Here is a 21,936-nt window from a genome sequence, read left to right on the forward strand (position 1 = left end):
TTTCATATCTCAGATATCGCTGCACTGTTTATTCAAAGGAATAAGTAACATTAGTGATGCATTGTTTTTTATCAAGTTGATGAGAAAAATCTGGCTTTAGTGAAGGCGCGATCATTCAATTAATTAGCAAGCATCTAATCATTCAGACTTTTCGCTAAAGAAAAATCCGAGTGATTTGCGAGAATAGTCCTAATAAATCTCCACACCCTCCCTCATTAATAATTTCGTTACATTTTTCCGTGACCTAGTTTGCTTTAGTGCATCACTGACTTATGCTATTTTCTCATTTCGGGAACGGAAGATTTAAGACAATGGTGTGCTGTAAGTATTCTGTTAATGCAGAAAACTTAAACTCATTGATATATTCACACCATCAATGCTTTATTATTGAATTATGACCATCAATTATCATCGCCTTCCACTGCTGCACTATGGATTGATAAGCAGGAAGAGCTTTAAGTAGTCATTGCTGTTTACATAACGTGATTGCCCGTTATTTGGTTTCAGTTTTGGTATTCACGCCCATGAGCGTTAAAAGGACTTAAACGATGAGCATTCAGGAATACATTCTTGCTGGCAGTAAATTACCGGTCCACAACCATTACCAGTTAAGACTTAAACGACTGGAATCCCGGCAGCCCGGCGTTGATATTTCGGTGCTCAGGTTCAGCGGCAGCGAGGCCATCAGCGATATCCTGCGCTATGAAATTGCGTTCACCAGTGCGGTGAAAGACATTCCCGCTCAGCACATCATCAACTATTCCGCCCTGCTCCTGATGTACCCCGACGGTAAGCCGTGGGAGCCGGTTAAACCACGCATTATCCCCGGCGTCATCACCCAGTTCCGCCAGTGCGGCACCTCCGCCGATGAGACCCGCTACGTCGCCACGCTGGAACACCGCGTCACCCGGTTAAATCAGGGCAGCAATAACGCGATTTACCAGAACGACAGCGTCATCAGCATGACCGAAAACACCTTCCTGCGTTACTACATGGACCGGCTGGATTTCCGGTTTGCCCTTAATGAACAGTACCCGCTGAAAAAATTCATGATGCAGTTCGGCGAAAGCGAATACGCGCACATCGCGCGCCGCCTGGCCGACAGCGGCATCTCGTACTTCTTTGAATACGATGAAGAGAACAACTGCGACGTCATGGTGCTGGCCGACCATTCTTACGCCTGGCCGGAACCGGTCGCCATCCCGTTCCGTAACCCGGCGGGACTGTTTGACGGCGGCCAGGAGTCGGTCTGGGAGATGTCGGTCAGCCGCAAGGCCATCCCGAAATCGGTGACGGTTAACGACGATTACTATCCGGCCGTGCAAAGCGATATGACCGCCACGGCGACCACCAATCCGGATTACACGGCGCTGGTTGCCGAAGATTACCGCTGGGGTGAGTCCTATCCTGAGCCGGGCAAGGAATACAGCAACGAGCCCGGTCAGGGTATGTGGTACGCCAGACGCCGTCAGGAGCGTTATCTGAGCGAACAAACCACCTTCGAGGGCAAGTCCAACAGCATGACGCTGCGTCCGGGGATGGTCATTACCACGCCCGGTAAAGACTGGCCGGAAGCGCCGGACGGCCTGCTGATAGTATCCACGAACTCTACCAACGTCGCCCGCGACACGGCGTATTTTGTCACCTTCACCGCCGTGCCACGCAATACCCGGCATCCGTATCGCCCCGCTCTGCTGCCGTGGCCGACCGTCACCGGCACGCTGCCTGCCCGCATCTCCAGCGCGCATCCGGATGAACCTTATGCCCATATCAGCGCCGACGGTTTGTACCGCGCCCGGTTTGGTTTCGACCGCACCGAATGGCAGAAAGGCTTTGAGAGCTGCTGGCTGCGTCTGGCAAAACCCTATTCCGGGGATACCTGCGGCTTCCATATGCCGCTGCTGGACTCCACCGGCGTGGCGATTGCCTTCGAGAACGGCGACGTTGACCGGCCGTACATTGCTTATGCGCTGCACGATTCACGGCATCCGGACCCTGTGGCGCTGCCGAACTACAAGCGGAACGTTATCCGCACTCCCGCTAATAACAAACTGCGACTGGACGATACGCGCGGGAAAGAACACATCAAGCTTTCCACACCGGCCAGCGGCAAAAGCCAGCTGAACCTGGGTGCGCTGGTCGATGACAAGCGTAAAGATCGCGGTCACGGCGCCGAGCTGCGCACCGACGACTGGGTTGCCGTTCGTGGCGGCAAGGGTGTGTTTATTTCCGCCGATATGCAGGCTTGTGCCGGAGGTCAGCAACTGGACATGCAACAGGCCAAAGCACTCCTTTCCAGTGCGATGGTAGAAATGCAGAGCCTGTCGGCCAGTGCTCAACAGGCCCAGGCATTAGCCGCAGACATCGACCGGCAACAGACGCTGTTACAGCAGAAACTCGACAAACTTCAGCAAGCCGTTTTGCTTTTAAGCGCACCAAAAGGCGTCGGTATTGTCAGCGGGGACAGTATGCAATTGTACGCGCAAGACAGCCTGACGCTGACCGCCGGTAAGCAGGTGGATATCGGCGCGACGAAGAAATTCACCGTCGCCGCCGGTGAGCAAATCAGCCTCTATAGCCGACAGGGCACCAAAATGTTTGCCGCCAAAGGCGACATTGACGTTCAGGCGCAGGGCGGGAAATTCACCACCTGGTCAACGGACGATACGCATATTGCCAGTGGCAAAAAAATGACGATGACAGCACAGGACGAGCTGGTTCTGATCTGCGGCGGAGCCTACATCAAGCTGAAAGGCGGTAACGTTGAAATTGGCGGGCCGGGGAAACTGCTGGTGAAAAATGGCGGCATCGTCAAGCAGGGCTCGGCCAGCATGCAGAGCGCGATGAAATCGTTCGAGCCGGAACAGTTCAATGAAGGGTTTGTCGTTACTCATCCGCTCAACGGCAAACCACTGGCTTCCCAGAAATATAAAATCACGCTGGATGACGGACAGATCATTGAAGGGCTGACTGATGAAAAAGGCATGACCTCTCTCACTCAATCACAAGCCGCGCAGGATATGGTCATTTCGTTACTGGATGGCGAATAAGGACTTCAAGGACCGAATATGAAAAAATAACTAAATTAATCGTCAGCGCGCTCAGTCTTTCTGCGGTGATAAGTATGACAGGTTGTGCTGTTGGCCCCTGGGGAGGGCTGGCTATAGGTAACCCTTTTTCCGGAATAGCGGAAGCTCGTCAGGCTCGAGAATATAATGAAAGGCAAGAAGCTTTAAAAATTGAGGCTACTAAGAAGCAACAATTGGCTGCAACAATCCATAACCCGCCACAGGTGATTTATCGTATCGATAAAAATCGCTATCTCACGCTGGAGGATTATTCGAACTGCGATGATGGGTCGATTTATTATCACAATGATAGCAAGAAGATAAAAACGAAGCTCTGGTTCCTTTCCAGGGGAACAATGAACTATAAGGGCAAGTTTATCTGGGCAGCGAAAAACGACGACATGCTGGCGATTCCATTGGTGAGTGGTGATAACGATGCATGCGGGGACTCGCTAAGAGGTTGTGCTTACAGCATCTTGTCAGCCAGTAACGATGGCGGCAAAAAATTTAGTGATATTAAATTCCATGCAACTGATAGCTCAGGTTCTAAAGATTACACTATTGTTGTCACTGATGACGCCATATACATAAAAAGTGATCGCTATCTTGCAGCTGAGAAATACGCCATCAATAGCGCTGCTGAATTTTATAACGTAAGACAAGCCTGGATTCAGGATGAGTTTTACAAAGGGATGATCAAGTTAGGTGTTCCTGAAGATGTATTAGATAAAAAACATCCAATGGGATATTCAGACCGATGGCTAACAAATAAGTATCACTATACCGATGCGCAAGTTAATGAACTGGGTATAAAAGCCGGTGCTCTATTTAATAAATATAATGATTCGCCACACACCGAAAAGCTTCCCGATATAAAGAGAAGTATTGTTGCCAGCGACCAGTTTAGTTGCAATGCCGCAATGGTCCCTTCTCAGCTAACAAATTAAGGATGACCATGAAAAAGCTAACTTTACTCGCAGGTGCATTAGTATTCTCGCTGACCAGCCTGAATGGCTGTGCGGTGACACCGCCTCCGGTGCAAACATCCACGCAGCCAGGAAAGGTGGCAGTACAACCCATCCATAACCCACCACAGGTGATTTATCGTATCGATAAAAATCGCTATCTCACGCTGGAGGATTATTCGAACTGCGATGATGGGTCGATTTATTATCACAATGATAACAAGAAGATAAAAACTAAGCTCTGGTTCCTTTCTAAGGGAACAATGAACTATAAGGGCAAGTTTATCTGGGCAGCGAAAAACGACGACATGCTGGCGATTCCGTTAGTGAGTGGTGATAACGATGCATGCGGGGACTCTCTAAGAGGTTGTGCTTACAGTATCTTGTCAGCCAGTAATGATGGCGGCAAAAAATTTAGTGATATTAAGTTTGGGGCAATTAACAGCTCAAACTCTAAAAATTACACAATCGTTTTGACTGATGACGCTATCTATATCAAAAATGAAGGTTATACCGCTGATAAATATATGGTCAATAGTACAGGTGCATTCATACAGCCACGAGAGGTTTTAATAAACGATATTTTTTACAAAAAAATGTTGACAATAGGAATCCCCTCAGATGCATTTAATAAGGACAATCCTTTGGGAGTAAGTGGCCAGTTATTATCAACTAAATACTTATATACTGACGAGCAACTTTCTGAATTAGGAAGTAAAATAAACACAATGTATTATGACATAAGGAATAAAACGCCCCAAGATGAAATGCCTAACCTAAAGTCCTCCCCTCAGAGTACAACTCACTTAAATTGCAATCTCGATTTACTTCCCCACCAATCTAAAAATCAAGGATGATTTATGTCTGAAGCTTATCAACACCATCAACCTACTCGCTTACTGAACAGTGAAACGACACCTAATGGTATTCAACAAGCCAGAAGTACTATGAGCCCGCAAAATGTTTGTGTTCGGGGGGAAGTAAGAAAAGGCATTCAACTCCCCGGCTTGGTTATCTTTGTTCACGGCGTAAACTCGGAAGGCGAATGGTACACACCAGCGGAAGAAAACCTTTGTGAAGGACTTAATCAGCGCCTTGGTCTGAAAGGCACAGATTTTGTCCTAAAACCCAATGCATATAATGGAGACAGCACTTTTCCGGTAAAGATCACTAAGAATGAGCGTTCTCCAATTATTCGGTTTTACTGGGGATACCGTCCCCCCAAAGGTACGGAAGCTGAGTATTTGATCCCACTACGAACCGAACAAGGTGCAAGCTATCGAGATCTTAATTCTGAAGAACTGAAAAATAATATCTATCCATTTTTCTGGGGAGGGGGGCCCTTCCAAAATGGCTGCACATCACTCTATTCTTTGTGGAGCAAATACGGCTTCAGTAAATGGGTCAAAAAAATCCCTATCCCCTTCAGTACGCAGTTTATCAATGAAGAAACAGACCGTCTGTTGGCGAATGCTCCGCCGCGTGAATATTATTCGCATGCTGCTGAACGACTGGCTAATTTGGTGAGAAAGATCCGCGAACTCAGCCCGACGGATACCGTAACGGTTATCTCTCACAGTCAGGGCACCATGATTGCCACCGCAGCGGCGGCAATGGAGGGCGCCGCACCTGATGCGCTCTTTTTGATGAATTCTCCGCTCTGTCTGGAAAGTAAGGGGATGGACTATCTCTCCTATCCATTAGCGGAATGTATTTCTGAAGCCGCGAGACGCGTCACCTTTGCTGATATTGTCGGAAAAGTGGCTGAAAATAAGGACCGGCTTAAGAACGCCAACCCGAAGAAACTCGTCTGTGGTCTTGATGGTGCGTGCGAGAACTGGCAACCGGATGGGAAAACTTCCAATCCGGATGTTCCTGAGCGGGACAATCACGGACGCACGTATATTTATTGCAGCCCACATGACCGGGTAATGGGGTCGTCACCCTTATTGAGTATTGGCTGGCAAGGGCTTCCCAATACGAAAGCCAGCAACTATACCCAGCCGCACCCTGTTTTTGCGATGGTGCCGGAAAACTCACTTTTTGTGCGCATGCTCGCCCGAAATATGGCCTGTGGCGAAGCCCCCAACCCCCAAACGCCGTTCGGTACGTTGCCGGATATGAGCAGGGACTGGAAACCAAATGGCGGTAAAAAATTCTGGGACAGCAATGATTCTGTGTTTAGCCGCCAGGCTTGGCCTGATCCGGACCCAAACCAAAAGCTGTTTATCAATGCCGAACAGGTCCCTCAACCTATTACTGCGGAGCAGCTGGCTGATTTCGATAAAGACCGCAAACACATTGAAGACTTACCCGCCGATAAAGCAGCACATCAGATCTATCTGGCTGATAAAAACTACGACAGTTATGGGTATAGCTGGAGCACCAATGCCCCGGAAACAGGCAAGCCCAACGACAATACATACAAATACTATATCAAGCTGTATGGCTTCAATGAGCGCAAAACCTTTACTGTTCCTGAGGGAGATAAAAACAGTCCCCCGTTCATTAATAGCAAGAATGTCGATCGCGAATCCGTAGAGAAAATGCGCTCACGTATCAGCCAATATATATCCCGGCCTGCCGACCACAGTGATTTACCCCAGAACCCATTATTCCTTCAGCAAATAATGGCCTACGACTTGCCGATAGGGTTCTGTAATATCGGGCAGAAGGATGAATGGATGCTGATGTTAAGGAAAATGGCTGACTGGACCGCGTTAGGTTCTGATAATTATTACAAAACAGGCACATTCACTCCACCTCCGCTGCCACCGGCTATTCGTAAAGACGTAGATGCTGATGCCCAGCACCGTTATGACGCCGCAGTGAAAAAGGCCGAGGCTGACAATATCGCGTTAGTCCGGGCACAGAAACCGCAGGGAGAGCTCGCATGAAAAATGTCGTAGTTCTTGGGGATAAAACCTCCCACGGCGGCACGGTGATTTCTGCTTCATCGACGTTTGAGATTGAGGGCAAAAATGCGGCGTTGCTACATGACATGGTGAGCTGCGAGGAACATGGCCCGAACCGCATTATCGAATGTGAGCCGGGTTATGAGGAGCAGGGAAAAGGGATTGTGGTACATCTGTGCAAAACTGAATGTGGGTCGGTAGTGTATGCCAGCTTCCCTGATGCAGGGTTCGAATAATGGGCTGGTCAGTTCCTCAGGCTGAACCTCAGCAAAAGCCACCTGCGTGGTCACCGTGGGTGTGCGTGTTTATCTTCCTGACGGCTTTTGCACTGGCTTTGGTCTGGGTAGTGCTCGATACGCCATCAACCGGGTTGTATCCGTTGTCTTCAGGCCATTATCTGCCGCTGACCGGCTTCACGCTGGTGGGGATATTGTCGTGTCTGTCGCTTTATCTCCTGACATGGGAAACCGGTGCGCTGATGTATTACAGCTGGACACACTGGCAGGCAAACACCAATGCAGCATGGCAAAACTGGACACATCAGCATCTGCATATCGTTGATAGCGTGAACTTCACCACCAGGCTGGATTTATACCCGCGGGTCGCGGGCCTCTCCCGTCCAGAAGGCGATAACGAGGAGCCTGCCGTGTTGCTGTTTCCTGACGATGACGTGCCGCCGGGGATTTATCGCTTTGAAATCATCTGCCGCCATATCCTGACGTCGTTTGAAGACGCAATCAAAACGCTGAATCTGCCCAGGGAAGGAACGTTCAGACTCTATGTGCAGACGCAAACAGAGGTGACTGAAACACACATTCTCTACCTCGAAGAGCTCTGGCAAACGCTTTATCCCGGTTACTCGTTACAGGTAAACCCTGTCGGCCCGCAGGCGTCTCTAGAAACTGTGGGAACCTGCTTAGACGCACGCACTCCCTCTCTCGTTATTGCGATGCACTACTACGACGGTGTGGAGGAAAAGCCTCTCAGCGAAATCGCGACCGGCCTGCTGCTCTCCCCCGCCAACTTGCTTAGACCCGATGCCGTGCAAAATGCCCCGCAGCTCTTCAGAGCCATGCCGTTAAACCTGAAAAAACTGCCGGAAGATTTGCGGGAACTGCGCGATATGTCGCAACAACCGGCAGAGTCTCTTCGTCTGGTGTGGTTCTCCGGGCTGACCGGCACCCTGCGTCAGAAGCTCAATGCCGTTGTCCATGACCTGAAATTACCGCTGCGCCAGGAAGCCCCTATGGGTGGGCAACTGGATTTCGACAAAGGTTGTGGAGGGTATGGTTCTCTTTCGGGCTGGCTGATGTTGGGGGCCGCTGCCGACATGATTAAGCGCGGGCAGGGCAGCCAGTGGGTATTGGCCGCCGCAGAAGAGTCAGCCTGGGCGGTGGTTGTCGGGACTCAAGCGCCGGTTCAGGCTGACTATCACAGCCAGTTACCCCGCGATGTCTACCCTGCCGGATGCCTGGTCGCTTCACTGCTGTTCAATCTGGTGTTGTTCTGGTCCCTCGGCCATGCCTTCCCGGACTGGCTGTTTTCTTTCCGGGGCGCGATCACGGTGATCCTGACACTGGTTGTCACAATGATTAGCAGCGCCGTGGGCCTGCGGATCATATTGAATCGCCTGCTTGAGCCGCACTTTATCCGTTCTGCGCAGCAAGGAAGCTGATTGTGAAGAAATTCATTAAGCCACTGGGAATACTGTTCCTACTGCTGGCCGTTGCAGTTGCGGTTATCAGTGTGATCTGGCAATACGGCGTGTTTTCTTCGTCCTCAAAGCACTCCGGCATTTTAATGACCGTTCTGATCATCACGCTGATTGTCGCGCTTATTGCCCTGTCATTTACCCTCGTCACCACGTCGGCCAGCTGGCGGGTTCCTGTGCGCCCCAAAGTCGCACCGGCAGGTACAGAATCGGAGCGGCCTGTTCAGCCGTCCATTGATGTTGGCCGGTTGAGATCTGCCCTCAGGCATCGCTACGGCCTGCGCTGGAAGCGCAAACTCCCCTGGCTGCTGGTAATGGGTGAAGTGACCGATATTGAAGCGGTCGCGCCGGGGCTGACTCAATCCGGCTGGATGACGGTCGGCAATACCCTGCTGCTATGGGGCGGAGCGCTGGCGGCGGGCGGCAATCCGGCAGACCTTCATGCATTGCGCCGTCTGCGCCCTCACGCCCCTGCCGATGCGCTGATTTGGGTCAGTCATGAGGCGCACTATACCCAGACGGAGCAGGCAGACGCGGTACTTCGCGGTTATAAAATCGTCCGCCACCGGCTGCGCTGGGAACTGCCGGTGTATCTGCTGGACCGGCGTGAACTGAGCTGGCCGCAGCCTGAACGGCCGGTGCAGCTGGTCGGTGTATTGGAGCACAAAAGGCTGACGCCGGCGTCTTTATCGTCTTCCGTGGAGTCCCTGCTCCCCGAACTGCGCGCGCAGGGCATGGCACAAATCAGTGAAAATATGCGTCATACGTTTTTGCTGCAACTGGCCAGTGATTTACAAGCCCGCCTGTCCGGTTGGGCAGATGCATTCAAACCGCTGCTCAGTGGCTATTTTCAGCTGCCGCTGTACGGCGTGGTGTTTTCACCGGCATTGGTGTTTCAGGCGTACAGCCCGCATGAGCGCGCGGATTCTCCGGTCTGGCGGGAGTTGTCTGCGGGTATTCATCGCCGCGCCGGTCGTCCGGTTGGGATGACGGCGCGAACAGTGGCGCAGTGGAGTAGCGCCGCCGCGATGCTGGTTCTGGCCATCGGTACGACAGTATCCGGCATCAGCAACTACCGGCTGGTGACCGGCAGCGCGGAGCAGGTTAAGCAGGCGAAAACCTCTCCCTCACCTGCCGTGCTCTCTGCGTTGCAACACACCATGCAAACCCTGCTGGCTCAGCAACAGGAAGGGACGCCGTTGTACCGCCGTTTTGGACTGGATGTTACGTACCGCTTACTGCCCGCACTCTGGCCGCAATATAACACGCTGGCTCAGCGGCTTATTGTGCAACCGGCACAGCATCAACTTAGCGCATTGCTCACGTCAGCAACCCCTGACTATGACCAGCTGAAAACCTACCTGATGCTGGCTCATCCCGATAAAACCGCAGACAGTAACGCGCAGCGTTATTTTGCGCAGCAGCTGAAGCCGTTGTTGAAGAACATCGAACCGCAGGATATCACCTTCTTTGCCGCGCAGTTCGCCGGGCATCCTGACTGGAAAATCCAGCCTGACAACGCGGTGGTCGCGCAGGCGCGGGCGGCCTTGCTGAACGCCATGAGCGGCGCGGACGCGGAGCAAAAACTTTATGGTTCCCTGATTTACCGCACCTCCCGCAACTTCGCGGATTTGTCGCTGACACAGCTGCTTAACGGTCAGGACTCGGGCGGAATGTTTACCCTCGACGCCGACGTACCAGGCAGCTTTACCCGCCAGGCGTATGAAGGGGCAATCGCGCCGGAGATTGCCGCGCTGGTCACCCGGCGGGAGGAACAGGTCGGCTGGGTGCTGGCCGGGCCGGGACAGCCGGTGGAAGCCTCGCGCTCACCTGCCGCGCTTGGGGAACGGTTGACGGCACGCTATTTTGCCGAATACGGCACCACATGGCAGAAAACGCTCAACCAGATGAAGGCGCATACGACAGCTAATCAGGTGGAGCAACTGACGCTGGCCGCCGACGTCAGCCGGTCGCCACAGATAGCGCTGATGAAACAGCTGGCGTGGCAGGGGCTGGCGGGCAGCCCGAACGAGCGACGCCATGCGCTGAACCCGGCCCTGAAGCCGGTATTTGGCGGCATCGTCTCGATGACAACCGGTGCCGGTAAAGGGGCCGGCATTACGCTGTCAGGCTGGCGGTCACAAACGGCCACACTGCGCGACAAGATGCGCAACCTGTCGGCGGCCACCGGCGGCACGGCGGCACTCTCGCAGTCGGTATTTCGCGGTACGCAGATTGATAACACGGTTTCTGAGTTACCCGCCCGTCTGCGCGTTCAGCTGGGCAACGGCTGGCAGCCGATGGCGCAGGCGCTGTTTTTAGCGCCGCTCAGCCAGACCTGGAAAGAGGTGATGACCGCCGGCGTAAAAGGTATGGATGCGCAGTGGCAGCAGGAGATCGTCGCGGCCTGGCATAAAGAGTTTGATAATACCTTCCCGTTCGCCGACAGCCCTAACGACGCCTCGCTGGCCGCGCTGAACGATTTTATCAACCCGCAGACCGGCCTGATTACCGGTTTTATCCGTGAACACCTGAACGGCGTGCTGGAATACAAAGACAACCGCTGGCAGAAGGCGGATAAGCTGCCGCCGGGGCTGTCGGTCAATTCATCCTTTGTGAACAAGCTGAATCAACTCGACCGCTTAGGTCACATGCTTAACGATACGGGCTGGGGTTTTCGCTTCAGGCTGGAGGCGGGCACAGCCAGAGACGTGGTGCAGACCGAGCTGATTATCGACGGCCAGAAGCTGGTGTATTTCAATCAGATGCCGTTCTGGCAGGATATTCAGTGGCCTGGCGATACCTGGGCTCCCGGTGCATCGCTGATGTGGACCAGCGTCCGCGCCGGTGCGCGGCTCTGTTTTGATACACCTGGCACCTGGGCGTTTTACCGGTTACTGAAGATGGCCAAGATTACGCCGGTGGACGACACGCATTATCAGGTGGTCTGGACCGCTGAAGACGGCCTGCCTCTTAACTACCGACTGGCCTTTACCGCCGGCAACGACCCGGTCAGTCTGCTGAACCTCAGCGGCTTCAGGTTACCCAATACTATTTTCCGATAACACAGGCACCGACATGGAAGACGATTTCTTAAAATATTTTGACGGCGAAATGCGCTATCTGAAGGACGCCGGGCTGGAGTTTGCGAAAGAATTCCCGGAACTGGGACGCGCACTGGGGTTAGACGGCAGTCCGGTTCCGCGCGATGACTCCGTCGAACGGTTGTTTCAGGGCTTTTCGCTGATGATGGCCAAGCTGCGGCAGAAGATTGATGATGATATTCCCGAACTGACCGAGCCGCTGCTCTCGCACCTGCTGCCGGTGATCAACCGCACCCTGCCCTCCACCGCGATTGTCGAACTGACACCGGCAGAGCCGGAGCTGCACCTGCGTAAGGAGGTATTGCCTGCTGAAAGCGAAGTGCTTACCCGGCAGCCGGGTAATGACCGTCAGCGCTGCGTCTACCGCACGACCCGCGACCTGACAGTGCATCCGTTTGCCCTTGATAACGTCTCGTTATTCACCCTGCCAGAAGGCCAGCAGGCGCTGAAACTGCGCTTCACCCTGCCCGCCCTCACTGAAATCCGCCGCGCCGACTGGCAGAACATCAGCCTGTACCTGAACGGCGACCGTGTGCTGCAGTCGGCTTTGTATCTGGCTCTCAGCCGTCAGGTGAAACGGGTGAGTGTGAGGTTCTGGCAGGAATCGACCGGGCTGACGCCGGTGGACGTGCAGTTTATACCACGCTGGCAGACAGAAAATGATGCCTCACAGTGGCCGGAGAGCGACAGCCCGGCCCTGTGCGGCGAAGTGCGCCCGTGGCTGGAGTATTTCACTTCACCCGGGCGATATTTCTTTATGCAGCTGCGCGGACTGGAAACCCTGACCTTTCCGGCGGACACCACCTCGTTTGATATCGAGGTAACGCTCAGCGAACGCTGGCCGTACGATTTGGCCGTCCCTCCGGACGCTATCCGCCTGCACTGCGTACCGGTGATCAACCTGTTCCGCCTGCTGGCCCAACCGCTGACCGTGACCACCGCGGTCAGTGATTACCGTCTGCGGCCGCACCGGCTCAGCGACGGACACACCGAAATCTATGCGGTCAATGATGTCGCACAAGTGACCGAGGACAACACAGAATTCAGCTACGTGCCTTACAGCCAGTTCCGTGAGAAAGGCGGCATGCTCCAGTATGCAAAAAACTGGCCCGACCGTTATTACCACACCCGCATGTACCGGGGAACGTCCGGGCTTTTTGAGACCATTTTAATGCTCGGAGGCCGTACGCACGAGGCGCAGAACGGCCTGAAAATGCGCCTGAACATGACCTGCACCAACGGTGCCTGGCCGCGCATGGCGTTGCAGGAAAGCGTCTTCGACGGCGAAACTGCGCTGGGCAACCTTGAGTTGAAGTGTGCCACCCGCTCGCGTCCTTCCATGCCGTATTACCCGCCAACCGCTGAACTTTATCAGTGGCAGGTGTTATCGCTGCTGCATCCGCAGGCCATCGCCGGTCTGATGGAAATCGACACGCTGCGTCACGCGCTCAGCCTGCTGGACTGGACGCATGACCCGGACAACGCGCGCCGCATTACGGGTATCACGCACGTAGAGTATACGCCCTCTCACTATCCTGCCGAAGGCTGGCACGGCGTGGCCATCCGCGTAACGTTGGATGAACATCAGTTCTGTGGCCAGGGCGATGCCCTGCTGTTTTGCGAGATCCTGGAGCAGTTCTACACCCAGTACGCCGATATCCGAAGATTCATTCAGCTGACGGTGTCGCTCAGTCAGTCCGGGAAGCAATGGATATGGCCTGAACGACGACTGACACGGGTTTTATTCTGATGAAAACGGAAGATAACGAAAAACGTCTGGAAGAATTCTGGCGGGACGAAGACGGTAACGACCGGGCGCACGCCTTTAATTTCTACCGTTTTTGCCAGCTGCTGGAAAAACAGCTATCGGATAATAAACCTCTCGGCAGCACCTTCTCGCCGAAAAACGACGCGGTGCGTTTTCGTCCGCATCCGGGCATGGGTTTTCCGGTCAGCGAGCTTAAAGCAGTGGACACGAGTGCGGAACGCCCGGACGCGCCGCCGTCGGCGCGCACTACCTTCATGGGGCTGTACGGCGTGGACTCGCCGCTGCCAACCGGCTACATCGATGACATCGCCCAAAAGCGCGAAGGCCATGAGGCGCTGGAGGCCTTTTTAGATATCTTCAACCACCGGATGATGACGCAGTTTTACCGCATCTGGCGAAAGTACAGCTACCCCGCCACCTTTGAGGGCGGCGGTACCGACAAAACCTCGCGCAGTCTGATGGCCCTGACCGGTATCACCGACAGTAACGACGTACCCGCCTCGCGATTGCTGGCGTTACTGCAGCCGCTGGTCAGAACCACCCGCACGGCGGAAGGGATTGTCAGTGTGATCCGCTCGCAGGCACCCAACACTCACGTAATCGTGAAGCCTCACAAGGTCACGCGGATGCCCGCCGGAAAACGGGCAAGGTTCTCTTTTTCAGAACAACAACGGCTGGGCGATCATCTGGTCCTCGGCAGTGAAACCTCCGATGCCAACTACTGCATCGGTGTGGAGATGTTTACTGAAGACCCCATTGAGGCCAAAGGCTGGCTGCCCGGCGGACAACTGCGTGAAGATGTGTTCACCCTGCTACGTGTCTATCTGGGGTGTGATTATGATGTCAGCCTGGCACTGACTATCCCGATAAAACTGGCTCCATTACCACGCCTGGGCGATCCCATGCTAATGGCGGGCTACAACGTGGTGATGGGGTTGCGGGAAGATAATCTGGATAAAATGCCGAAAGAGGTGACGATGAAACTGGGCAGGATCAGGAATGAAAGAAGGGGTTAATGGTTTAATCGCTTTGCGAAAAGTGAATGGTTCGCTGTTTAACTGGCCGGTAAAGTTAAGCATTAAAACACCGCCGCAGGTAGCCCGTTGAAATAAAGATTTTCTCTAACGAACAATACCGAAGAACCGGGCCCATTCTTCTACCTGCGATCGGTATATAAATTGAAAAAACTGTGGATAATTACCGGACTCATCTTCTACAAGTTGCACAAGGCACGGAAATTCTTTTGGTGCCTGCCGCAAAATATCTATTTCAATCTCGTCAGGTTCGAAAACCGAGGGGAATGTATCATCAAGATGCAGAAAGTCTTTAATCATCCAGTCACGGTATTCATATACATTTTTCAGCAGTTTCATGCCTTCGCCCCAACAGTTTTTTTAACTAAGATAGCAGGCATCTGGCAAACGTACGATGATGATAATTATGATTTTTTATATCAACCCATCCCTTTCTAAAGCAAAACTCAAAGACACATTTTTATTTTCTGGTACATTAAGCATTATCTTAGTACAGAAGTTTCTTTCATTATATTGAATTCATTTTACTTTAAAAAGAATGAATACCCGGTGATTAAGACCATTCTTAATAATTTTTGCCCCCTCTTTGCTAATATGAATTTCTCATTTACGCGGATAAATTACATCTTGAAACAAATTTTGCTGATGTGAGTGGCGCAACTCCTGCACCGTGAAACTGACGCGCCGTTTATGGCCGGGAATTACGTTGGGCAGGATCAGGAATAAAAAGTAAAAAGGCCGCTGCACCATTGGCGTTACAGCGACCTTTATCCTTACCTCACCTTATAACATCACTTTCGCTGCCATTTCGCGGCTGTAATCACGGCTGGCATCGACCAGCGTGCGGGTGTAATCATCACGGATATCGCCGCCCAGCAGGGCGCCAGTGTCCAGCGTTTCGCGGATTTTTCCGTATTTCATCACCGCGACACGCTGGCATAGATGGGCGATAACGCCCAGATCATGCGTCACCATCAGATACGTCAACCCTTCCTCTTTTTGAAGATCGAACAGTAAATTAAGGATTTCCGCCTGTACGGAGACATCCAGCGCAGAAGTCGGTTCGTCGAGCAATAATACGCGGGGTTTAAGGATCAGCGCCCGCGCAATCGCCACCCGCTGGCGCTGACCGCCGGAAAGCTGATGCGGATAACGGCTGCGGAAAGCGCGGTTCAGACCGACTTTTTCCAGTATGGTATTGATCCGCTGCTCCCGCTGATCGATGCGGTGGATTTGCAGCGGCTCTTCCAGAATGTCGCCGATGGTGTGACGCGGATGAAGTGAACCGTACGGATCCTGAAATACCATCTGCACCAGTTTGCAGCGCTCCCGGCCAATGCGGTGTTCAAGCTGCTGACCGTCGATTTCCAATTCCCCCTTCCAGTGAGTAAACAACCCTGCCAGACATTTCAGCACCGTGGTTTTGCCCGAACCGGATTCACCCACCAGCCCGAAAATCTCACCCTCGCGCACGGCAATGTCCACATCTGTCAGCACCTGCGCGCTTTTCGCACCTTCACCAAAAGTCAGGTTCAGGTTGCGCACGTCGATCATGATTTTCTGTTGCATTGGTGCTCCTTAATCGGTCAGCCAGCTGGCCTGACGCTGCATCACCGGCAGCGGGTAACGGCGGTTATCCATATCCGGCAGCGCGTCAAGCAGGCCACGGGTGTACGGATGCTGCGCGTTATCCAGATCGGTGGCGGCAATGGATTCGACAATACGTCCGGCATACATCACCAGCACGCGGTCGCAGAAACTGCGCACCAGATTGATATCATGACTGATAAATATCAGTCCCAGCCCCCGGGTATTCACCAGGTCATCAAGCAGCGCCAGCACCTGTAAACGCACGGAGACATCAAGCGCCGAGGTCGGTTCATCGGCAATCACCATTTCAGGGTCTGTGATCAGCATCATCGCGATCATGATACGTTGTCCCTGACCGCCGGAAATCTCGTGCGGATACAAGCCGTACACGCGTTCCGGGTCACGGATACGCACCACGTCGAGCATGTTCAGTACTTTGTTTTTGGCATCGTTATAGGAGCATTTGTGGTGCGAACGCCACGCCTCGGCAATCTGGTCACCCACGCGCAACACTGGATTCAGCGAGTATTTCGGATCCTGCATAATCATTGAAATCCGCTTGCCGCGTACCTGCCGCATCTGCGACGGGCTGGCGTGCAGTAAATCCACATCGGCAAACTGCATTTTATTGGCGGTAATACGCGCTTTAGACGGATGCAGATGCAGCAACGCACGACCAATGGTGGATTTACCCGAGCCGGATTCACCGACAATCGCCAGTTTTTCGCGCCCGAGCTGGAAGGAAACACCGCGTACCGCCTGCGTGATCTGACGGCCATTCACAAAGCTGACGTGCAGGTCCTGCACGTCGAGTAACGCCGGAGCGTCAGTCATTTCGGGGATCGAGAATGTCACGTAAGCCATCTCCTAAAAAGTTGAACGCCAGGCTGTTAATCAGGATCGCCAGACCGGGGATCGTTGCTACCCACCAGCACTCCATCATGTAAGCACGGCCGCTGGAAATCATAGCGCCCCACTCCGGATCCGGCGGCTGTGCACCGAGGCCGAGGAAGCCCAGACCCGCAGCGGTCAGGATAATCCCCGCCATATTCATAGTGATACGGATAATCACAGACGGCAGGCACAGCGGCACAATGTGACGCCACAACACCCGCACCGGGCTCGCGCCCTGCAAACGCACCGCCGAAATAAAATCGGCTTGCCGAAGAGAGAGCGTTTCGGCTCGCGCCAGACGGGCAATCGGCGGCCAGGCGGTAAGCGTAATGGCGATCACCACATGTTCCAGCCCCGGCCCGAGGGCGGCGACAAACGCCAGTGCCAGTACCAGACTCGGAAAGGAGATAAAGATGTCGGTAACGCGCATCAGTACCATGTCGGTTTTGCCACCAAAATACCCGGCGGTGACGCCCAGCAGCAAACCAAGCGGCCCGACGGTGACCGACACCAGCAGCACGATATACAGCGTGATGCGCGAGCCATACACCAGACGGCTGAAGATATCGCGACCAAACTCATCTGTGCCAAACCAGTGCACCGCCGACGGCGGGCTGAGCGCATTGTTTAAATCCTGTACCAGCGGATGAAACGATACAATCCACGGTGCGAAAACCGCCACAATCATCAGCATCAGTATTATCGCACCACCGATAGCAGTCAGCGGATTACGCGCCATCTGCCACAGGAAATGGCCTGCGCGGCCAAGCGCCCGTTTCACACGCTGGCGTTTTTCGTCGCCCGCGCTGAGCGTGACGGAATCGAGGGAAATCGTCATACTTTTGTCCTCGGATCAAAGACCTGATATAGCAGGTCGGAGAGCAAATTCAGCACCACGAAAATCATGCCCACCACCAGTACGCAACCCATCACCGCATTCATGTCGCCCAGCATCAGGCTGCTGGTGAGATAAGAACCAAAACCTGGCCAGGAAAACACGGTTTCGATCAGCACTGCGCCTTCGAGCAGCGAGCCGTATGCCAGCGCAACCACGGTTAACAGCTGAACCAGGATGTTGCGAAACGCATGGTTCCACAGCACATGCCATTCGCTCAGTCCTTTCACACGGGCGGTGATAATGAATTCCTGCGAAAGCTGCGCCAGCATAAAGCTACGGGTCATGCGGCTGATGTAGGCTAACGAGTGAAAACCGAGCAGTGACGCCGGCAGAATCAGGTGATTGAGCGCGTTGCGAAACACTTCCCAGTTTCCGGCGATCAGCGCGTCGATCAGCATAAAGCCGCTGTGGCGCGTGACCTGTCCGTCAAGGCTGAAATCTACCCGTCCGGCACCGCCGACCCAGCCCAGCCAGGCGTAAAACACCAGTAAGCCCATCATGCCGACCCAGAATATCGGGGTGGAATAACCGGCCAGACTGATGATACGCACCCCATAATCCGCGAGGCTGTTACGTTTTGCCGCCGCCAGCACACCGAGCGGAATACCCACACCCGCGCCGAGAAGGATCGCCAGCGTCGCCAGTTCCATGGTGGCCGGGAAGACCCGCAGAATGTCCTGGGTCACGGGTTTACCGGTCAGTAGCGCATTCCCTAAATCACCGTGCGCCAGCCCGGAAAGGTAAATGCCGAACTGCGTCCATAACGGTTTATCAAAACCAAGCTGATGATAAACCTGCTGATAGGTACTGTGGTCAGCGTCCGGTCCGACAATTGCCAGTACCGGATCCACTGGCATTACGCGACCAATAAAAAACGTCAGCAGCAGCAGGCCGAACAACGTGACTGCCACCTGCACCAGCCGCTTACCGATGCGTCCGGCGGGAAAGGTCATCCGCACCGTTGGCTTTGAAACAGGAGCAGGAATTTGCATGGTCATAACTTTTTACCTCCGGCTGGCGGAACATCGGTGGCATTGTCTTTATAAACGTCACGCAGGAACGTGGTCGCGGAAGGATGGGGCAGATAGTTTTTCACATCCCTGCGCACCACGATGGAGTCGACCATCTGCGAGAGCGGCACCAGCGCCGGGATCAGCGCGTCGTAACGTTCCTGAATGGCGAAGTAATCCTGTTTCTGTTTCTCAGGGTCACGTTCAAGCAGCGCCTGATCGATATCCGTATTCAGCTGTTTGTCATAGAAACCGGTGCGCCAGCCCTGAAAATTGGTCAGCCGCGCGGCATCATTGTTATCCGGGTTGTAGACCAGCGCACGCAGGCTGGAATGCGGATGCGGTTCCACGCCGCTGCCGCCGCGCCCGACCAGCATGTCGAACTTGCGCTCACGCATCGCGCCGTAAATCTGGTTGCCGGTCCCGGTAACGATTTTGGCGCGGATCCCCGCCTGCATCAGCGTAGACTGCACCGCAATCGCGATATTAAGGAACGGCTGATCGGCCAGCACCCGCAGCGTGGTGTCAAAACCGTCAGGATAACCGGCTTCCGCCAGCAAGGTTTTGGCGCGCGGGATATCCAGCGTATAGCCCGGATCCGGCAATGTTGCAGGCATACCGACCTGAATCGGACGCTGATGCACAATGCCATAACCGTTCATCAGCGCCTTGCCGATACCCTGATAATCAATCAGATAGCGCACCGCTTCACGCACTTTCGGGTTAGCGAAATGCGGCTCTTTCATGCTCATCGCCACGTAATAAATAGTGCCTTTTTTCACCTGATCGACCTGCATGGCCGGGTCGTGGCTCAGCGCTTTCACATCGGATACCGCCATGTTATTGGCAATATCCAGATCGCCTTTTTCAATCATCAGGCGCAGGGTTTGGGATTCCTGAAAATGACGGAATACCACACGCGACAGTTTCGGTTCACCGCGCCAGTAGTGCGGATTACGGCTCATGTTCAGCACGTCTTTTGCCTGCCAGTTGTCGAGGCGAAATGGCCCGGAACCGGCTTCGTTAGTGGTCAGCCAGCGGTTGCCCCAGTCGCCGTTCACTTCATGCGCCTGCACGGTTTTGCTGTCCAGCGCCACCACGCTGCCGAGCGCCGCCAGTGAGTAAATCACCAGTTTCGGGTCATTGGGTTTAGGTAACTGAATTTCGACGACACCGGGAGACGGCGAACGCACCATCTCATCGACATTCTTTTTACTGAAGCCGTAGGATTTCCACACCGAGGCCTGTGCCAGATTGAGATGCAAAATGCGGCGCATCGACCACACCACATCGTTCGCGGTGACCGGATTGCCGGAGTGGAATTTCACTCCATCGCGCAGATGAAACGTAATGAGGTTACGGGCGTCGTTGACCTCCCACGAGGTCGCCAGCGCCGGTCGTACGTTGGTGAGTTCTTGCGGATCAAGCTCAATCAACGGGTCGTAGAGATTGACCACGATGCCGACAATGTCATTGCCGGTCATCGCAGCCGGATCGAGCGTTAACAGGTTATTCATGTTCATGCCGATGATCAGTTGGTCGGGCGGCGTTTTTGCCTGCGCCGTCCAGCCAGACGTCATCAGCAGGAGCGCGAAAAGCCACGCGCCCCACGGTTTGCCAGAGTTCATGATGTACCTTCCGGGTAGAGTCAGAGGTTTATTATTTTTCTGCCCGCAGGTCAGTCGCGGCTGACGGTATGGGTTTCTATGTAATCAAAATTAATGTCCTCACCCAGGCCGGGGCGATCAGAAAGATGCACGAAGCCGTGTTCATCCATCGGGTCAACAATGCTGTTCAGATACGCCGCAGGCTCGTCATATTCCAGGAACGGATGCAACAGGCCGCGTTCGTACCAGCGACAGTTACGGATGGCGCCGACCACCGCCAGACTGGCTGCGCCGTTGCCGTGCACTTCGCAATCCATACCGAACGCTTCCGCCAGACTGGCGACTTTCATGCACGGCGATATGCCACCGACGCCGTTGGCACCGGCACGTAAGATGTCGCAGGCACCGGCTTTCACCCAGTCCGCACGGCTGTGATGCTTACCACCCAGACTTTCCGGCCCGATCACATCAATAGACAGATTTTCTGCCAGCCACGCGTAGGACGCCATGCTCTCTTCTTCCATCGGCTCTTCGAACCACGCGAAGTTGAGTTTTTCCAGCGCCTTACCGATGGTCAGCGCCTGACTGCGGCTGTACCAGTGGTAACCGTCGAGCATCAGTTCGATATCCGGCCCGACCGCCTCACGCACGGCGGCGCAGGCTTTGATGTCCATTTTCGGATCCGGTGCAAACGCCACCGGCGGCATCCAGGTGTGCAGTTTGATGGCCTGATAACCGCGCGCCACCAGTTTTTCGGCAAACTGCCCGAATTCATCCGGCGTCGATAGCCCGCCCTTCAGTTCATCGCCACACATGGTGCTGCCGTACGCCGGGACTTTTTCGCGGAATCCGCCCAGCAGTTTATGCACCGGCATATTCAGTTTGCGACCGATAAGATCCCACAACGCCTGCTCGACAAACGACAGCGCCCGCTCGGTCAGCTGATGTGCACTGCCGCGCTGCCAGTGCACCAGATCCTGCCAGAGCCGTTCGCGGTCGAACGGGTTCTGACCCACCAGCACTTTTCTGAAAAAGGCATTCACAACGTGCGGACGCACCACTTCCGGCGGCGCGAACGAATACCCACAATCGCCTTCGTCAGTGGTGATCGTTAACATGGCCATTTTCGCCTGACTTTCTTCACCCGGATGAGAATGACCCGCACTGTCAGAAACGCGACGGGTCGGATAAGTAAAAACAGAGACTTCAACAGAACTTATTTTCACAGCGATACCTGCCATTACTGAGAGAGTTGACGCTCTTCGGAGCGCTCCGTAACTGCGCATTCATTGAGCAGCGTGAGCGCACTCACCCTGCTTTAAAATCGCAATCCAACAATAATAAAATGGTGTTTCATTATCGAAGTTAGCCA

At 54.0% G+C, this 21,936-nt stretch carries 16 protein-coding genes; 9 read left to right on the plus strand and 7 right to left on the minus strand.

The features are described from left to right. The first annotated feature begins 548 nt into the window (after positions 1-548). From J1781_RS18935 to tssG, 9 genes are all read left to right on the plus strand, one after another. The gene (locus J1781_RS18935; RefSeq protein WP_217234013.1) at positions 549-3,050 is read left to right on the plus strand and encodes a type VI secretion system Vgr family protein; all 2,502 of its coding nucleotides are present in this window, start codon (positions 549-551) and stop codon (positions 3,048-3,050) included. Positions 3,051-3,124: 74 nt separating this feature from the next. Next, positions 3,125-4,015 carry a T6SS immunity protein Tli3 family protein gene (locus tag J1781_RS18940; RefSeq protein ID WP_217234014.1) on the plus strand — a complete coding sequence of 297 codons (891 nt, stop codon included), beginning with the start codon at positions 3,125-3,127 and terminating at the stop codon, positions 4,013-4,015. 8 nt (positions 4,016-4,023) lie between these two features. Beyond that, entirely contained in the window at positions 4,024-4,890 is an 867-nt protein-coding gene (locus J1781_RS18945; protein ID WP_217234015.1) for a T6SS immunity protein Tli3 family protein, read from the plus strand. A gap of 3 nt (positions 4,891-4,893) precedes the next feature. Beyond that, the gene (locus tag J1781_RS18950; RefSeq protein ID WP_217234016.1) at positions 4,894-6,930 is read left to right on the plus strand and encodes a Tle3 family T6SS lipase effector; all 2,037 of its coding nucleotides are present in this window, start codon (positions 4,894-4,896) and stop codon (positions 6,928-6,930) included. Next, the gene (locus J1781_RS18955) at positions 6,927-7,184 is read left to right on the plus strand and encodes a PAAR domain-containing protein (protein ID WP_129953339.1); all 258 of its coding nucleotides are present in this window, start codon (positions 6,927-6,929) and stop codon (positions 7,182-7,184) included. Before J1781_RS18950 ends, J1781_RS18955 begins: the two co-directional genes overlap by 4 nt. Continuing rightward, positions 7,184-8,623, plus strand: a complete 1,440-nt coding sequence (locus tag J1781_RS18960; protein ID WP_217234017.1) for a KPHS_23130 family T6SS system protein — start codon at positions 7,184-7,186, stop codon at positions 8,621-8,623. Before J1781_RS18955 ends, J1781_RS18960 begins: the two co-directional genes overlap by 1 nt. 2 nt (positions 8,624-8,625) lie before the next feature. Continuing rightward, positions 8,626-11,724: an ImcF-related family protein gene (locus J1781_RS26230; RefSeq protein WP_217219155.1), complete on the plus strand. Its 3,099-nt coding sequence runs from the start codon at positions 8,626-8,628 to the stop codon at positions 11,722-11,724. A 13-nt stretch (positions 11,725-11,737) separates the two neighbouring features. Continuing rightward, a complete protein-coding gene (tssF, locus tag J1781_RS18970; RefSeq protein WP_217219154.1) occupies positions 11,738-13,513 on the plus strand; it encodes a type VI secretion system baseplate subunit TssF in 1,776 nt (591 codons plus the stop codon). Beyond that, positions 13,513-14,547 carry a type VI secretion system baseplate subunit TssG gene (tssG, locus tag J1781_RS18975; RefSeq protein ID WP_217219153.1) on the plus strand — a complete coding sequence of 345 codons (1,035 nt, stop codon included), beginning with the start codon at positions 13,513-13,515 and terminating at the stop codon, positions 14,545-14,547. The genes tssF and tssG overlap by 1 nt, the downstream gene beginning before the upstream one ends. A gap of 105 nt (positions 14,548-14,652) precedes the next feature. On the opposite strand, the gene J1781_RS18980 is transcribed toward tssG, so the two are convergent. The 7 genes from J1781_RS18980 to J1781_RS19010 all read right to left on the minus strand — a co-directional run bounded on the left by J1781_RS18980 (position 14,653) and on the right by J1781_RS19010 (position 21,790). Next, complete coding sequence (locus J1781_RS18980) at positions 14,653-14,904, minus strand: hypothetical protein (protein WP_217234018.1); 252 nt, start codon at positions 14,902-14,904, stop codon at positions 14,653-14,655. A gap of 444 nt (positions 14,905-15,348) precedes the next feature. Then, positions 15,349-16,119, minus strand: a complete 771-nt coding sequence (locus tag J1781_RS18985) for an ABC transporter ATP-binding protein (protein ID WP_217157009.1) — start codon at positions 16,117-16,119, stop codon at positions 15,349-15,351. A 24-nt stretch (positions 16,120-16,143) separates the two neighbouring features. Next, positions 16,144-17,010: an ABC transporter ATP-binding protein gene (locus tag J1781_RS18990; protein ID WP_129991132.1), complete on the minus strand. Its 867-nt coding sequence runs from the start codon at positions 17,008-17,010 to the stop codon at positions 16,144-16,146. Next, positions 16,982-17,887, minus strand: a complete 906-nt coding sequence (locus tag J1781_RS18995; protein WP_217138798.1) for an ABC transporter permease — start codon at positions 17,885-17,887, stop codon at positions 16,982-16,984. Before J1781_RS18995 ends, J1781_RS18990 begins: the two co-directional genes overlap by 29 nt. After that, positions 17,884-18,900, minus strand: a complete 1,017-nt coding sequence (locus tag J1781_RS19000; RefSeq protein ID WP_129953729.1) for an ABC transporter permease — start codon at positions 18,898-18,900, stop codon at positions 17,884-17,886. Before J1781_RS19000 ends, J1781_RS18995 begins: the two co-directional genes overlap by 4 nt. 41 nt (positions 18,901-18,941) lie before the next feature. After that, positions 18,942-20,537 carry an ABC transporter substrate-binding protein gene (locus J1781_RS19005; RefSeq protein WP_129953730.1) on the minus strand — a complete coding sequence of 532 codons (1,596 nt, stop codon included), beginning with the start codon at positions 20,535-20,537 and terminating at the stop codon, positions 18,942-18,944. Between the two features lie 98 nt (positions 20,538-20,635). Next, complete coding sequence (locus J1781_RS19010; protein ID WP_217219042.1) at positions 20,636-21,790, minus strand: mandelate racemase family protein; 1,155 nt, start codon at positions 21,788-21,790, stop codon at positions 20,636-20,638. Positions 21,791-21,936: the final 146 nt, after the last annotated feature.

The organism is Rahnella perminowiae, assembly GCF_019049695.1.
Classification (GTDB): domain Bacteria; phylum Pseudomonadota; class Gammaproteobacteria; order Enterobacterales; family Enterobacteriaceae; genus Rahnella; species Rahnella perminowiae.

What these genes read in the sequence shown, in the direction of transcription:
- J1781_RS18935 (WP_217234013.1), top strand. Translation starts at nt 549, where the DNA reads ATGAGCATTCAGGAATACATTCTTGCTGGCAGTAAATTACCGGTCCAC.
- J1781_RS18940 (WP_217234014.1), top strand. Translation starts at nt 3,125, where the DNA reads ATGACAGGTTGTGCTGTTGGCCCCTGGGGAGGGCTGGCTATAGGTAAC.
- J1781_RS18945 (WP_217234015.1), top strand. Translation starts at nt 4,024, where the DNA reads ATGAAAAAGCTAACTTTACTCGCAGGTGCATTAGTATTCTCGCTGACC.
- J1781_RS18950 (WP_217234016.1), top strand. Translation starts at nt 4,894, where the DNA reads ATGTCTGAAGCTTATCAACACCATCAACCTACTCGCTTACTGAACAGT.
- J1781_RS18955 (WP_129953339.1), top strand. Translation starts at nt 6,927, where the DNA reads ATGAAAAATGTCGTAGTTCTTGGGGATAAAACCTCCCACGGCGGCACG.
- J1781_RS18960 (WP_217234017.1), top strand. Translation starts at nt 7,184, where the DNA reads ATGGGCTGGTCAGTTCCTCAGGCTGAACCTCAGCAAAAGCCACCTGCG.
- tssF (WP_217219154.1), top strand. Translation starts at nt 11,738, where the DNA reads ATGGAAGACGATTTCTTAAAATATTTTGACGGCGAAATGCGCTATCTG.
- tssG (WP_217219153.1), top strand. Translation starts at nt 13,513, where the DNA reads ATGAAAACGGAAGATAACGAAAAACGTCTGGAAGAATTCTGGCGGGAC.
- J1781_RS18980 (WP_217234018.1), bottom strand. Translation starts at nt 14,904, where the DNA reads ATGAAACTGCTGAAAAATGTATATGAATACCGTGACTGGATGATTAAA.
- J1781_RS18985 (WP_217157009.1), bottom strand. Translation starts at nt 16,119, where the DNA reads ATGATCGACGTGCGCAACCTGAACCTGACTTTTGGTGAAGGTGCGAAA.
- J1781_RS18995 (WP_217138798.1), bottom strand. Translation starts at nt 17,887, where the DNA reads ATGACGATTTCCCTCGATTCCGTCACGCTCAGCGCGGGCGACGAAAAA.
- J1781_RS19000 (WP_129953729.1), bottom strand. Translation starts at nt 18,900, where the DNA reads ATGACCTTTCCCGCCGGACGCATCGGTAAGCGGCTGGTGCAGGTGGCA.
- J1781_RS19005 (WP_129953730.1), bottom strand. Translation starts at nt 20,537, where the DNA reads ATGACGTCTGGCTGGACGGCGCAGGCAAAAACGCCGCCCGACCAACTG.